This window comes from Methylobacterium gregans, from assembly GCF_022179245.1.
In the GTDB taxonomy this organism is placed as follows: Bacteria; Pseudomonadota; Alphaproteobacteria; order Rhizobiales; family Beijerinckiaceae; genus Methylobacterium; species Methylobacterium gregans.
Genome location: NZ_BPQM01000081.1, coordinates 1 through 12,732, shown reverse-complemented (window position 1 = coordinate 12,732; position 12,732 = coordinate 1). Strand labels below are relative to the sequence as shown.

Below are 12,732 nucleotides of genomic sequence, written 5' to 3'. Positions count from 1 at the left end.
CCGGAGGCATCCCCTTCGATGGGCGCGAACGCTGGAGACGGGACGGAGGCCGCGTCCCCGGATCTGCATCCGATACGGGCGAAGATCCTGATCGTCGACGACGACCGGCGCAACCTGCTCGCCGCCTCCGAGATCCTCGCCGACCCGGCGCTCGATCTCGTCCTGGCGGCCTCGCCGGAGGAGGCATTACGCCGGACGCTGCGGGAGGACTTCGCTCTCATCCTGCTCGACGTCCAGATGCCGCGCATCGACGGCTACGAGGTCGCCGCCCTGATCCGCAGCCGCTCGCGCAGCTCTCGCGTCCCGATCCTGTTCCTGACGGCGCACAACAAGGAAGACATGCACGTCTTCCGTGGCTACTCTGCGGGCGCGGTCGACTATGTATTCAAACCCATCCAGCCCCTCGTCCTAAAGTCGAAGGTCGAGATTTTCGTTGATCTCTACCGGAAAACTGAGGAGATCAAACACAAGGCGGCTGCCGAGAAGCGGCTCCTGCTTGAGAATCTGCGCGTGCGCGGCGAGAAGCTGGAGGCCGAGCAGGCCCTGCGCAGGCGCGAGGAGCACCAGGCCGCGGTGCTGCGCAGTCTCCCGATCGCGCTCTATACTGCTCCGCTCGGCGTGGAGGACAGACGGCTTCACTTCACCAACGACAGCATCGAGCGCATCACCGGCTTCTCGCGCGATGCCTTCGCGACCGCGAGCCTGTGGGAAACCCGCCTCGACCCGGAGGACGCCGATCGCGTGTTTGCCGATCTGCGTACCGTGTCGGATGTGGGCGCCGTGGCGCTGGAATATCGCTGGCGTAACGCCGACGGCGCGGAGCGGCACATCCTTGACCAGGTCGTGGTGCATCATGGTGAAGGGGATACGGCCGCCGAACTCTTCGGTATGTGGTTCGATGTCACCGAGCGGAAGGAACTCGAACTCAGCCTGCAACACGCCTCGAAGCTCGAAGCGGTTGGTCGACTGACCGGCGGCATCGCGCACGATTTCAACAACATGCTGAGCATCGTGATCGGCAACCTCGACCTCGTCAAAGGATCGCTGCAGGGCGATGACAAGGTTCTGCGTCGTGTTGAAAGCGCCATCGAGGGGGCACATCGCTGCGCCGAACTCACCAGCCGGCTTCTGGCCTTCTCGCGGCGCTCGCCCTTGCAGCCCAAGGCTCTGGAATTCACCAGCTTCATGCCGGGCCTGATCAAACTTCTCGAACGCACGCTCGGCGATCGAATCACGATCTCCACAGACTTTGCGACGGAGCTACCGAATGTTTGCGTTGATCACGCTCAGTTCGAGGCGGCCATCATCAACCTCGCCGTGAACGCGCGGGACGCCATGCCGAACGGAGGGACGCTGGGCATTCGCATCCAGCACCGAGACATCCCTGAGCAGGACGGCTGTGAAGGTACGCGCTTCGTAGAGATCTCGATCGTCGATACAGGCGTGGGCATGTCGCCCGCCGTGCTCGCCCGTGTCTTCGAGCCATTCTTTACGACAAAGGAGGCCGGTAAGGGTACTGGCCTCGGCCTCAGCATGGTTTACGGCTTCGTACAACAGAGCGGGGGCATCATCACGGTCGACAGCAGTCCCGGCCAAGGCACTCGCTTCGTCATCAGCATGCCCGCGCTCGCCAAACGAGGTTTCGCTTCGGAAGCGGATGACCATGGCACGAGCGCCGAAACGGTAAATGCGGTGGACGGAGCAGGCCGTGCCGTTCTCATTGTCGAGGACGATCCCGACGTCCGCTATACTGTCACCTCGACTTTCGAGTCGCTTGCCTTCAAGGTCCTCAGTGCTCATGATGGTAGCGAGGCACTACGCATCCTTGAGAGTGATCCAAACATCGCCCTCGTCTTCAGTGATGTGAATATGCCGGGCGCGATGACCGGCATCGATTTGGGGCACATCATTCGCCGAAAATGGCCGCAGATGCCAATTCTGCTGTCTTCCGGTTATCTCCAGGAAAACCAAGATACAAACGGCTTCGATTTGCTGCAGAAGCCGTACCGCGCGACCGACTTGATCGAAATGTTGCGCGAATTGCTGGGTGATCCTGTGCTGAGCAGTGAAAGTCATCGGGAGCGTTGATCGACCGAGGAGCCAATCGGCACAGAAGTGTGCGGCGGCCGGCGGGCAGCTTCGATTGAAGTCCCCAGACCGACCGCCCGTAGGTTCGGCGCTCACGGTCGGGAGGGGGATGGGCTCGAACCGTCAAGACTGCAAGCGCATCGTAGCGCGATCGTCCAACGCTGAGCGGCATCTGCCGAAAGAACCAGAGGCCGGGAAGAGGCCGAAGTACTTGCACTCAGCAAAGTTTGGTTCGGCGGGTCGGAATCGATCGCATCGGCGACGTCGTCGCGACGGCGCAATTTGAAGTTGGACGCGCGGCATTCGCTTTGTCGCGTGTCTACCCGATAGACCTCACGTTACAAGGGTCCGGTGGATGTTCTGTCCGCTGTTCGTCCTAGCGATCGCGAGATGTCACGAACTCGCCGCCCTTGCGGGGGCGACCATGCGAAGCGGATCGGAGGCCCCTACTGCAGTCCTCGAGCCGGAACCGGCGCCCGCGATTCCCCGCGCCGTCTCACGCAGGACAGCGACAACGCCGTCGAGAGGACGCACCGGAGAGGCGGATGCGGGCATCCTCGAGCCTTGCGGATGATGGGTCGATGGGAACACCAAGGGGACGCGGCGGAGACGCGGCACGCGAGCCGGGCAGCGTCGTGTCCCGGGCCAGGTTCGGGGGCGCCGGGAATGCGGCCCGCCTATATCGGATCGGCCGCTTTGCCCAGGCCGCGGCCCGGGGACGCCGGTCCTTGCACTCTGCGTGCGTCCCCGAGCGGTCGCGGGCGCCCGCATGAAGCGCGACGCCCGTGCCGTTCCAAACCGGCTAGTTCGCCCGCGAAACCTCCACGAGGTTGTCGGAGAAGGACGGGGCGTGGCCCATATCGGTGAAGGCTCCGGACGAGATGCTGTTGACCGTCCCTTCGTTGAGCTGGCGCCAGTAGCCCAGCGTCGCCACCACGATACCGGCCTTCACGTCGTCAGTGATGCGGGCCACGCCTTTGAAGGCCCCGCGGTCGTTTCCGACTTTCACCCGGTCGCCGTCCTGGATGCCGCGCGCTTCGGCATCGTGCCGGCTGATCATCACGAACTGCTCGCCCTGCCCCTTCTGCTTGTCCTTCATGTTCGCGTAGCAGGAGTTCAGGAAGTAGTGGCTCTTCGGGGATACGATGTTCAGCGGGAAGCGCTTGGCCAGCTCCGGGTTGTTCGTGTGGGATTCGCGCGGTCCCAGATAATCTGGCAGCGGGTCGAGGGCCTCGCCCGGCTGGAACCCCTCGTACATCTGCCGGAAGGGTGGGGCGACGAAGTTCGTGGCGCCCTCGACCTTCAGCATGCACTTGCCGGTCGGCGTCGGGAAGTTGCCCTCGCGGTGGGGCGCTCTGTCGTCGGGCGTGCCGACCTTGAGCCGGGCGAAGCCGTGCTCGCGCATGTAGGCCAAGTCGATGCCCTCGCAGGCAGGGGCGTTCCAGTCGACGTAGTGCTCGAGACACTCGCTGTCCGACCACTTGAAGTTATCTTCCTCGAAGCCGAGCCGGGCGGCGAGGCGCCGGAAGATCTCGTTGTTCGAGATGGCCTCGCCGGGCGCTTCGGCACACTTCGTGTTGTAGGTGAGGTAGAGGTGCCCCCAGGACAGGATCATGTCCTCCATCTCGGCCCCCATCGCAGCCGGCAACAGGATGTCGGCGTAGGAGGCGGTATCCGAGATGAAGTGCTCGGCCGAGACCATGAACAGGTCCTCGCGCATCAGCCCCGCGACGATCTTGTCCGTCTCCGGCGCCTGCGTGACCGGGTTCGAGTTCCAGCACATCATCGACATGATCGGCGGGTCGAGCGTCATCTCGCCCGTGAGGGCGCGGCCGATCTGCAGGTTCGAGACGACGCGCGTGCCCTCCGGGATCAGGTCGGGCCGGCAGATCACGTCGAACTTGTAGGGGTGCTCCCAGACGCCGAACTGGGTGACGCCGCCGCCGACATAGCGCCAGGCACCGGTCAGAGCTGGGATCGAGGTGACCGCGCGGATGGTCTGGCCGCCGCCGTAGTGCCGCTCCAGCGCCACGCCCATCCGGATCGCGGCCGGTTGCGCGGTGGCGAGTTCGTAGGCGAGTTTGCGGATGTCGGCGGCCGGCACGCCCGTGATCGCCTCGGCCCATTCTGGGGTGCGGGTGCTGGCCCGCTCCTTCAGGTCCTCGAAGCCGATCGTGTGTTTGTCGACGTAGTCGTGGTCGACGAGCCCCTGTGCGATGATGGAGTTGATGAGCGCCATAGCGAGCGCCCCGTCCGTGCCGGGCTTGGGCGCGATGTGCCAGTCAGCCCCTTTGGCGGTGCGGGAGGCGTAGGCGTCGATCACGACGACCTTGGCACCCTTCTTCTGCGCGTCCCTCACGATCGCCCAGTGGTGCAGGTTCGTGCTGACCGAATTGCACGCCCAGATGACGATGTACTTGGAGTGGATGTAGCTGTCCGGATCGAGCCCCGCAGTCGGGCCGACGGTGAGGAGCCAGGCCGTGCAGGACCCTTCGCCGCAGAAGGTGCGCTCAGTCACCGTGGCGCCGAGCCGGTTGAAGAAGGCGTCGCCGCCGTTCAGCCCGTGCACGAGGCCCTGGTTGCCGAGGTAGCTGTAGGGCGCGATGGCCTGAGGCCCGTACTGGTCGATGATCGCCTTCCAGCGCGCGACGATCGTGTCCAGCGCCTCGTCCCAGCCGATCCGCTCGAACTGCTTCGAGCCCTTCGGGCCGACGCGCTTCATCGGGTAAAGCAGGCGATCCGGGTGGTAGTGGCGCTTCTCGTAATCCTTCAGCTTCACGCAAAGGCCGCCGCGGGTCATCGGGTGGTCCGGGTTGCCGCGCACACCCAGAAGCTTGCCGTCCTTAACCTCGAACAGCATCGAGCAGGTATCAGGACAATCGTGCGGGCAGCCGCCGAAGAAGGTCTCGGTCAGGCTCTCGGTCCCGGGACCGAGCAGGGATTCCGGATTCACGATTTCGTTCATGTTTCCTCCGCGGTCGAGCGTCCATCCCTCTTGTTCTGTCGGGGAAGCTGCTCGATGCGCGTCGAACATGCACGATATTGCGAACGATTCCAATTTCCACCCCGCAGGCGGACCAGAGGGGGCGGATATCCCGGTGGCGGCGGCCGGCATCGGCCACCGCGTCGGAAGGTTCACCGCCGGCGCCCTGGAGCTCCGGGCCTGCCGCGCGGCATCCGGCTCTCGCACCGAACGGCGACAGGCCCGACTGCCCGGGGCTCCGCTCAGAGCGAGGGCTTCTCGCGGATGGTTCCGTCGAAGCCGACATGGAGCAGCCGCTCGCGCCCGTCCTGCGCCTTGGCCACGACGTCGAAGTGGCGCGGGCCGCGGCCGAGGAAGCGGATGTTGGTGTAACCCTGGCGCTGGACCTGGCCCGTGAGAGCTTCGGAGTCGGGCTGGGCGCCGAGGCCGACGCGCTCGCGCAACCGGTCGAGGCCGCTGGGTGGTCCGCCGGCCGGGCCCAGCGCCACCACCGTGCCGTCGGCGCGGGTGATCTGCCGGGCGTGCAGGAACCCGTTCTCGAAGCGGCCCTGGACGGTCAGGCTCTCGCCCGGCTTCACCAGGATGCCGCTCTCGCCGGCTGGGCCCGTCTCAACGAGCGCCCGGCCGGTGCCGTCTTGGAGGATGAACTTGTTGCCGAAGATCTCGGCGACCTCGCCCTTGGCGGCCACGGCGGCGGAGGGCGCCATGGCGGAGACGGCGACGGGGGCTAGGGGCGCCGTCAGGGTGTTGGTCTGCGCCAGGGACAGGCCGGCGGCGCCGAGCGCCAGCGGTATGGCGGCGGCGGCGAGGAGCCGGCGCTTGTTCCGTCCGGGCTTCACCGTCCGGGCGGGGGCGGCAGAGTCGTTCGCGGTCTCGTTCGACATCGGTCTGAAATCCTTCCTCGATGGTGCCCTCGTCGGGTCGACAGCTTTCTAGGCCGCGGCGCGAAACCCGTTCTGAACCGGGCCGTTCAGGTTCGGTTAAAGGGCGCGGCCTAGGGCCCTGCCCGTCCGGGGGGAGGCCGATGAAGGTTCTGCTGGTCGAGGACGATGCGCCGCTCGCGGCCGAGATCGCCAAGGTGTTGCGGGCGGAGGGCTTCGCCCTCGATCAGGCCGCCACCGGCGAGGACGCGCAGCATCTCGGCGAGACCGAGACGTACGACGCCGTGGTGCTCGATCTCGGCCTGCCGCGGGGCGACGGGCTCTCCGTGCTCCAGGCTTGGCGCGGGGCGGGCCGCACGATGCCCGTCCTGATCCTGACCGCGCGCGACGGCTGGAGCGACAAAGTTGCGGGCTTCAAGGCCGGGGCCGACGACTTCCTGGTGAAGCCCTTCCGCGTGGAGGAACTGCTGATGCGCCTGCGCGCCCTCGTGCGGCGGGCCCAGGCCGGCGGCGCGGCGCGCGTGGTCTGCGGGCCTTTGAGCTTCGATCCGGGCCTCGGAACCTTCGAGCGGGACGGTCTGCCCCTGCGCCTCACCGGGCTCGAATGGCGCGTGCTCTCCTGCCTGATCCTGCGGCGCGAGGCGGTGGTGCCGCGCAGCCAACTCATCGAGCGGGTCTACGAGGGCGACGCCGATGTCGATTCCAACTCTGTCGAAGTCATCATCACGCGCCTGCGCCGGAAGATCGCCCCGGCCGGCATCGAGAGTGCGCGCGGCTACGGCTACCGCCTCGTGCCGGCGGACGGCGCGTGAGGCTCGCGCACCGCCTGCGCGGAATCCTCGGGCCGCGCTCGCTCCAGCGCCGGCTGCTGCTCGCCGCCCTCGGCCTCGTGGTCGCGGCCCTCGTCGTCGCGGGCCTCTCGATCGGCTTCATCCTCAACCGCTTCGTCCGCGGTCAGATCGACGGGCGTCTCGACGACAGGGTCCTGGCGCTCGCCGAGCGCAAGGGGGAGCCGGCGCCGGATGCGCCGCCCTTCGACCGGCCCCGCTCAGGTTGGTACTGGCAGGTCCGCCAGGGCGACCGGGTTCTGCGCTCGGCCTCCCTGGAGGGCCGCGATCTCGTCCTGGCGGAGCGGGAGCCCGGTCCAGGCCGGGACGGGCGCCCTCGGCCGGCGGAGGGCACGGGGCCCTGGGGCGAGGCACTGATCCTGCGCGTCCTCATCGAGCCGGCCGCGGGGGGCGAAGCACCGTCGGTCATCGCGGTCTCGGCGCCGAAAGCCGCCCTGCGCGGCCCTGTTCGGGAGGCTCTGCAGGCGCTCGCCCTCAGCCTCGGCCTGCTCGGACTCTTTCTCTCAGCCGCCGCAGTGGCGCAGGTGCGGCTCGGCCTGCGCCCGCTCGCGCGCCTGCGGCGGGACTTGGCCGCCGTTCGGACGGGCCAGCGCACGCACCTGCCGGTCGACCAGCCCGCAGAGGTCGCTGGCCTCGTGCGCGAGATCAACGCGCTGCTCGACCAGAATGCGGCGAATCTCACCCATGCCCGGGCCCATGTCGCGAACCTCGCGCACGGCCTCAAGACGCCGCTCGCCACGCTCGGCATGGCGGTCGCCGACCGCCATGCGGATCCCGACGGTGCCCTCGCCCGCCTCGTGACGGATATGGATCGGCGCGTGCGCCACCACCTGCGCCGCGCCCGCGTCGCCGCCGTTACCGGCCCGTCGCGGACCCGAGTTCCGCTCGCGCCGACCGTCGCCGATCTGGTCACGGTGCTCGCCCGCCTGCATGCGGACAAGGCGGTCGCGATCGAGACGATGATTTTCTCCGAGATCACTGTCGCGTGCGACGGCCAGGATCTCGACGAGATGTTGGGCAACCTCGTCGAGAACGCCTGCCAATGGTGCCGCCGCACGGTCCGCATCTCCGCCGCCGCGGAGGGCGGCCATGTGCGGATCACCATCGCCGACGACGGGCCCGGTCTGATCGAAGACGAGGCGGCGGCCGTCCTCGCCCGCGGCCGCCGCCTCGACGAGAGCCTTCCGGGTCACGGCTTCGGTCTGCCCATCGCCCAGGAACTCGCCGAGCTCTACGGGGGCCGCCTCGCGCTCGGGCGCGCAGACTTGGGTGGCCTTGCGGTCCAGCTGACCCTGCCGACCTGAGATGAGGATGTCCCGCGCCGTCATCGAAGGCTCGCAGGTGCCCGCGGAGCACCTTCTGGGCAGTGCGCGACGACGGCGGCGTTCGTCCGGACGCCTGTCGGAACGGCGTCGATGATCGGAGGAGGGAGCGGCGCGAGACGCTTGCGCTTGGGGGTATCTTGTCCGCTGGGAACCGCCAAGCAGCCCGAGCTCCGAGAGACCGGACGCATGCCGGCTAAGCATTGTGAACGTCCGAGCTTCGACACTCGCGCTAACCGGTGCAAAATAACCGGCCGATATAGTACGGAGAGCTTATCGAGTTGCCTGTGTATAGTAATGATATAGTCACGGACATGTGATGAAATATGACTCTATAGAAGCCCGTTAATTGCTGTGGATGCGCGTTGCGTCGGCGCTTCAAGCAGCGGAAGCATCGCCGGCAGGCATCGATTTTCAGGAATCGCTCAGTGCCCATCAGACGTTTGTCCGACCGCAGAAGAGCACGCCCGGCGGCGATCCTGCTTTCCGGAAGCAACCTGTGGTTGTCCTGTGTGATCGACAAGCTGCACAGCTTCGGGGCAACGATCCGGATATCCGGGATCGGCGCGGGTCCGAGGCGCGATGCCGTCCAGGCATGTCATCTGCGCTCCGACATTCTCCGCATCGATCGCCTGTGCGATGTGACGTGGATCGACGGCCAGACGCTGTTCGCGACCTTCAGACCCGGCGCAGCCGGACCCGATCCGCGCGCCATGGTGGCTTCCGCGCAGATCGCTGCGTCGCCATCGGCGGAGACGGACGGATAGGGCTCCCGATCGTCCGGGGCGGTCGGACCGGGCGGGCTCCTCACGCCCGGTATTGTCCTGACGACGGGCGTGGCCGCCCGGTTCAGTGCGCGTCCGTCTCGACGGCGAAGCGGCTCGCCAGGGCGCCGCGCACATGCTCGCGGAACAGGCGGACGCGCGCCGGCAGCTCGCGTCCGGCCATGCTGATCGCGCGGAGCGCCCCGCCACCGGCGGTCCATTCCGGCAAGACACGGACGAGGTCACCGCCCTCGACGGCGCGCGCCGCGACCAGGGTCGGTAGCTGTCCGAGGCCTGCGCTGGCGAGCGTCAGCCTCAGAACCGCGGCGAAGTCGCTCGCGAGGATGGCCGGGCGGAGCGGGATCGGCTCGATCCGACCGTCGGGCGAGAGACGTTGCGCGGAGGGGGCAAGCTTCTCGCGCGCGAGGATCAGGTCATGCTCGCCGAGGTCGAGCAGTCCCGCCGGGGCCGGGCGACGCTTGAGGTAGGCGGGCGAGGCGTACAGACCAATTGAGAGCGCGGCCATCGTGGCGGCGCGGTAGCCCGTGTCGCCGGCCTCGCCGCCCAGGCGCAGCGCCATGTCGATCCGGTTGGCCGCCAAGTCGAGGACGCCGTCCGTGTTCAGGAGCTCGACGGTGATCTGCGGGTAGAGGGCCCGGAAGCTCGCCACGATCTCCGGCATGACCTCGATGCCGAAATCGACGGAGGTCGTCACCCGCAGGTGCCCGGCGGGCACAGTGTGGGAATCGCGCGCGCTCTCGGCCGCCTCGTCGAGCAGCGCCAAGCCCTCCTTCGCCCTGGCGTAGAAGGCAAGGCCCTCGGGGGTCGGAGAGACCGCCCGGGGGTGGCGCGCGACCAGGCGCGCGTCGAGCGCCCGCTCTAGGCGGGAGAGGCGGCGGCTCACGCTGCCCTTGGTCTCCCGCAGGCTCGCCGCGGCAGCCGTGACCGTGCCGAGGTCGACCACGGCACAGAAGGCCCGCACGTCGAGGATATCGCCGCCGAAGGTTTCCAGTCTGGCAACCATGTGGTGCCGGATAGCAGTCTCACGGCGAACGGGGAATAGGGTTAGATCTCGGCATGACGCCAAAACCCGGCTCACCGCATCGGCTGCGCCAGGCGCCTCGTTGACACCTTGGAGACCACCGTGAAAACGCTCACCGCCTCGATCCTCTGCCTCGCCCTATGCCTCTCGACGCCCGCCCTGGCCCAGACCGCCCCCACCCGTGACCCGGCCCAGATCCAGGGCGGCACCTACACGGTCGATGCAAGCCACACGCAGGTTGGCTGGCGCGTCTCGCATATGGGCTTCTCGAACTATGCCGGCGGCTTCTCGGACGTCTCCGGCAGCCTCGTCCTTGACCCGAAGAACCCGGCTGGCTCGAAGCTCTCGATCAAGATCCCGGTGGCCTCGGTCGCGACGACCAGCGCCAAGCTCACCGACGAGCTCAAGGGCGACCAGTGGCTCGACGCGGGTAAGTACCCCGAGATGACTTTCGTCTCGACGAAGGTGACGCCCGCGGGCAAGGACAAGGCCAAGGTCACGGGCGATCTGACGCTGCACGGCGTGACGAAGCCGGTGACGCTCGACGTCACCCTGATCGGTGCCGGCACCAACCCGCTCAACAAGAAGGTCACGGTGGGCTTCGAGGCCACGGGCACGCTCAAGCGCTCCGATTTCGGCGTGAAGACCTACGTGCCGCTGATCGGCGACCAGCTGCACTTGACCATCGCCGGCGCCTTCGAGCGCCAGGACTGAGAGATCGCGTCTAGCCCTGCGAGGCGCCCTGCGCCTCGCGAGCGGCGCCGTGGCCAGCCACGGCGCCGCCCTCAACCGAGGACCCCGACATGAGCGCACAATCCTACACTCCGACGGCCAAGGCTCTGCACTGGCTGATGGCGGCTATCTGGATCGCGGCCTGGTTTCTCGGGGCGGCTGCCGTCTACATGCGCGAAGCCTGGAATCCGCATCACGGCCTCACCATCACGCACAAGGCGCTGGCCAGCACCCTACTGTTCCTGATCGTGGCGCGCGTCGCGTGGCGCCTGACGCACCCGGTCCCGGTGCTGCCCGGCACCATGAGCCCGCTGATGAAGCGGGCCGCCGGGCTCGGCCATCTCGCGCTCTATGCGGCGGCGCTTCTCGCGCTGCCGCTCTCCGGTTGGATCTGGAGCTCGGTTGCCGGCAAGCCGATCCTCGTGCTCGGCCTGTTCCAGCTCCCGCCCCTGACCGCGCCGGCGCGGGAATGGTACGACCTCGCCAAGCTGGCGCACGTCACTCTAGCCTGGGGAACCGGCGCGCTGGTGCTCGGCCATGTTCTGATCGCGCTGAAGCACCACTTCCTCGACAAGGATGGCATCCTGCGCGGCATGCTGCCGGATCGCCGGTCCGCTGCCCCTCTCGCGGCGCGGACGCGGCCGTAGATTGGCCGATCTTTGGATCGTCTCAGAGATCGGGCCGAAGCGCGGGACTGGGGCGCAGCCGGGTTCGTGCCGGCGGTCGGTCCTATCCTGACCTGTGCGAGTGCCCCGTCAGAGCGAGGGCGCGGTCCCCAGCGACATCAGCGTCGAGGGACGACCGTAGTGGAAGCGGATGGAGCGGGTGAAGGGAATCGAACCCTCGTATTCAGCTTGGAAGGCTGGTTCCTCGACTGAATTTCCGCCACGAAAGTCGCTCCTATCCGTTAACCAGCCCACTGAAAACACAAGCGAAATCCCCACGCCTGCGTAGCCAGCCCGGTTGCGCATCGTTTCCCCGTGCGGCTGGTATCGGCTGGTATCACGTGGAACGGGCCCGGGGCGAGGCATGGCGAAGGCGGCGACGAAGGCTAAGGCGAAGCCGGCGGCGTACACGCGCAAGCGGGTGGCCTTGGCCCTGGAACACGTCGAACGCGGCGAGGAGCTGATCGAGGAGGGGCGCGTCCCCGGTCGCGGGATCGAGTACGCGGACACGAGGACCGCGGGCCTCATCCTCAGGGTCACCCCGACGGCGTCGACGTTCATGCTCAAGACGGAGCACGCGACGGTCAGGCTGGGCGAAGCCTCCCGCATCACGGTCGACCAGGCTCGCGACCAGGCCGCCCTCGCGCGGATCTCGCTGAAGCGGGGCCGGGACCCTCGGCGGCAGGTCGCCGCGTTCGAGGCGTCCCTCGGGGATTCGGGGGACCAAGCCTCGGCCGCTGAGGTCGCCGCGGCGGTGGACGACACGCCGGCGCAGACCGAGGCCGACCGGCGTGCCTACGGGCCGTGGCTATGGCGCGACCTCACCGAGGAGTTCCTCGCTGCCAAGCTGCCGGACCTCAAGCCAACCTACCGACGGGACTACGAGAGCTACCTGCGTCACAAGGCGTTCGACCGCATCAAGGACCGGCTCGTCTCCGAGGTGCGGATCGCCGACTTGGAGGTGGTTCGGAACGCCGTCGTGAAGAGCAACACGGTCTCGGCCGCTCGACGCGTCGTCCAGCAGGGTAAGGAGATGATGTCGTGGGCCTGGCAGTACAACGCCGGCGTCTCGGGGCTGGATGCGTTCGAGTACGAGTGGTGGAAGCGCTGGTCCATCAAGTACAAGTCGGGCACCCGCGACCACGTCCCCCTGATCGAGGAGCTCGCACGCACGCTCGCCCTCGCCGAGCGGCATCGGTCGCTCGGGCAGACGGAGCACGCGACCGGGCCCGGCACGCTGGCGATGCTGTGGCTCACCATCCTGACGGGGCAGCGGACCTTCCAGACGTCCATCCTCCGGCACGACCGCCTCTACCCTCTCGACGGGATGCCGGGTTGGCTCAGCGCGAATTGGACCGGCGTCGAGATGAAGGGCGGCTGCCCGACTTGCCGCCCTTCATCTCGACG

The 12,732-nt window shown here is 67.7% G+C and carries 10 protein-coding genes; 7 read left to right on the top strand and 3 right to left on the bottom strand.

Annotation, left to right across the window (positions count from 1 at the left end; translation table 11 throughout):
* Nucleotides 1-18 precede the first annotated feature (18 nt).
* The gene (locus tag MFF54_RS16565; RefSeq protein ID WP_238303943.1) at nt 19-2,088 is read left to right on the top strand and encodes a response regulator; all 2,070 of its coding nucleotides are present in this window, start codon (nt 19-21) and stop codon (nt 2,086-2,088) included.
* 802 nt (nt 2,089-2,890) lie between these two features.
* Here the strand turns inward: MFF54_RS16565 and MFF54_RS16560 are convergent.
* Together MFF54_RS16560 and MFF54_RS16555 are read right to left on the bottom strand one after the other, a co-directional pair.
* On the bottom strand, nt 2,891-5,053 hold the full coding sequence (locus MFF54_RS16560) for a molybdopterin-containing oxidoreductase family protein (RefSeq protein ID WP_238303942.1): 2,163 nt from the start codon (nt 5,051-5,053) through the stop codon (nt 2,891-2,893).
* Between the two features lie 260 nt (nt 5,054-5,313).
* Nucleotides 5,314-5,955: a DNA-binding protein gene (locus tag MFF54_RS16555; protein ID WP_238303941.1), complete on the bottom strand. Its 642-nt coding sequence runs from the start codon at nt 5,953-5,955 to the stop codon at nt 5,314-5,316.
* Between the two features lie 140 nt (nt 5,956-6,095).
* On the opposite strand from MFF54_RS16555, the gene MFF54_RS16550 reads away from it, so the two are divergent.
* From MFF54_RS16550 to MFF54_RS16540, 3 genes are all read left to right on the top strand, one after another.
* Nucleotides 6,096-6,764, top strand: coding sequence for a response regulator transcription factor (locus MFF54_RS16550; RefSeq protein ID WP_238303940.1), 669 nt, complete (start codon nt 6,096-6,098; stop codon nt 6,762-6,764).
* The gene (locus MFF54_RS16545; RefSeq protein ID WP_238303939.1) at nt 6,761-8,104 is read left to right on the top strand and encodes a sensor histidine kinase; all 1,344 of its coding nucleotides are present in this window, start codon (nt 6,761-6,763) and stop codon (nt 8,102-8,104) included. The genes MFF54_RS16550 and MFF54_RS16545 overlap by 4 nt, the downstream gene beginning before the upstream one ends.
* Before the next feature lie 530 nt (nt 8,105-8,634).
* Complete coding sequence (locus MFF54_RS16540; RefSeq protein WP_238303938.1) at nt 8,635-8,889, top strand: hypothetical protein; 255 nt, start codon at nt 8,635-8,637, stop codon at nt 8,887-8,889.
* Nucleotides 8,890-8,971: 82 nt separating this feature from the next.
* Here the strand turns inward: MFF54_RS16540 and MFF54_RS16535 are convergent, their stop codons facing one another.
* On the bottom strand, nt 8,972-9,910 hold the full coding sequence (locus MFF54_RS16535; RefSeq protein WP_238303937.1) for a LysR family transcriptional regulator: 939 nt from the start codon (nt 9,908-9,910) through the stop codon (nt 8,972-8,974).
* A gap of 120 nt (nt 9,911-10,030) precedes the next feature.
* Here MFF54_RS16535 and MFF54_RS16530 point away from each other — a divergent pair, with 120 nt between their 5' ends.
* The 3 genes from MFF54_RS16530 to MFF54_RS16520 form a co-directional block, all read left to right on the top strand.
* Entirely contained in the window at nt 10,031-10,642 is a 612-nt protein-coding gene (locus MFF54_RS16530; RefSeq protein ID WP_238303936.1) for a YceI family protein, read from the top strand.
* Between the two features lie 89 nt (nt 10,643-10,731).
* On the top strand, nt 10,732-11,307 hold the full coding sequence (locus tag MFF54_RS16525; protein ID WP_238303935.1) for a cytochrome b: 576 nt from the start codon (nt 10,732-10,734) through the stop codon (nt 11,305-11,307).
* A gap of 382 nt (nt 11,308-11,689) precedes the next feature.
* On the top strand, nt 11,690-12,732 hold a 1,043-nt coding region (locus MFF54_RS16520), incomplete at its 3' end, for an integrase arm-type DNA-binding domain-containing protein (RefSeq protein WP_238303934.1).

What these genes read in the sequence shown, in the direction of transcription:
- MFF54_RS16565 (WP_238303943.1), top strand. Translation starts at nt 19, where the DNA reads ATGGGCGCGAACGCTGGAGACGGGACGGAGGCCGCGTCCCCGGATCTG.
- MFF54_RS16560 (WP_238303942.1), bottom strand. Translation starts at nt 5,053, where the DNA reads ATGAACGAAATCGTGAATCCGGAATCCCTGCTCGGTCCCGGGACCGAG.
- MFF54_RS16555 (WP_238303941.1), bottom strand. Translation starts at nt 5,955, where the DNA reads ATGTCGAACGAGACCGCGAACGACTCTGCCGCCCCCGCCCGGACGGTG.
- MFF54_RS16550 (WP_238303940.1), top strand. Translation starts at nt 6,096, where the DNA reads ATGAAGGTTCTGCTGGTCGAGGACGATGCGCCGCTCGCGGCCGAGATC.
- MFF54_RS16535 (WP_238303937.1), bottom strand. Translation starts at nt 9,910, where the DNA reads ATGGTTGCCAGACTGGAAACCTTCGGCGGCGATATCCTCGACGTGCGG.
- MFF54_RS16525 (WP_238303935.1), top strand. Translation starts at nt 10,732, where the DNA reads ATGAGCGCACAATCCTACACTCCGACGGCCAAGGCTCTGCACTGGCTG.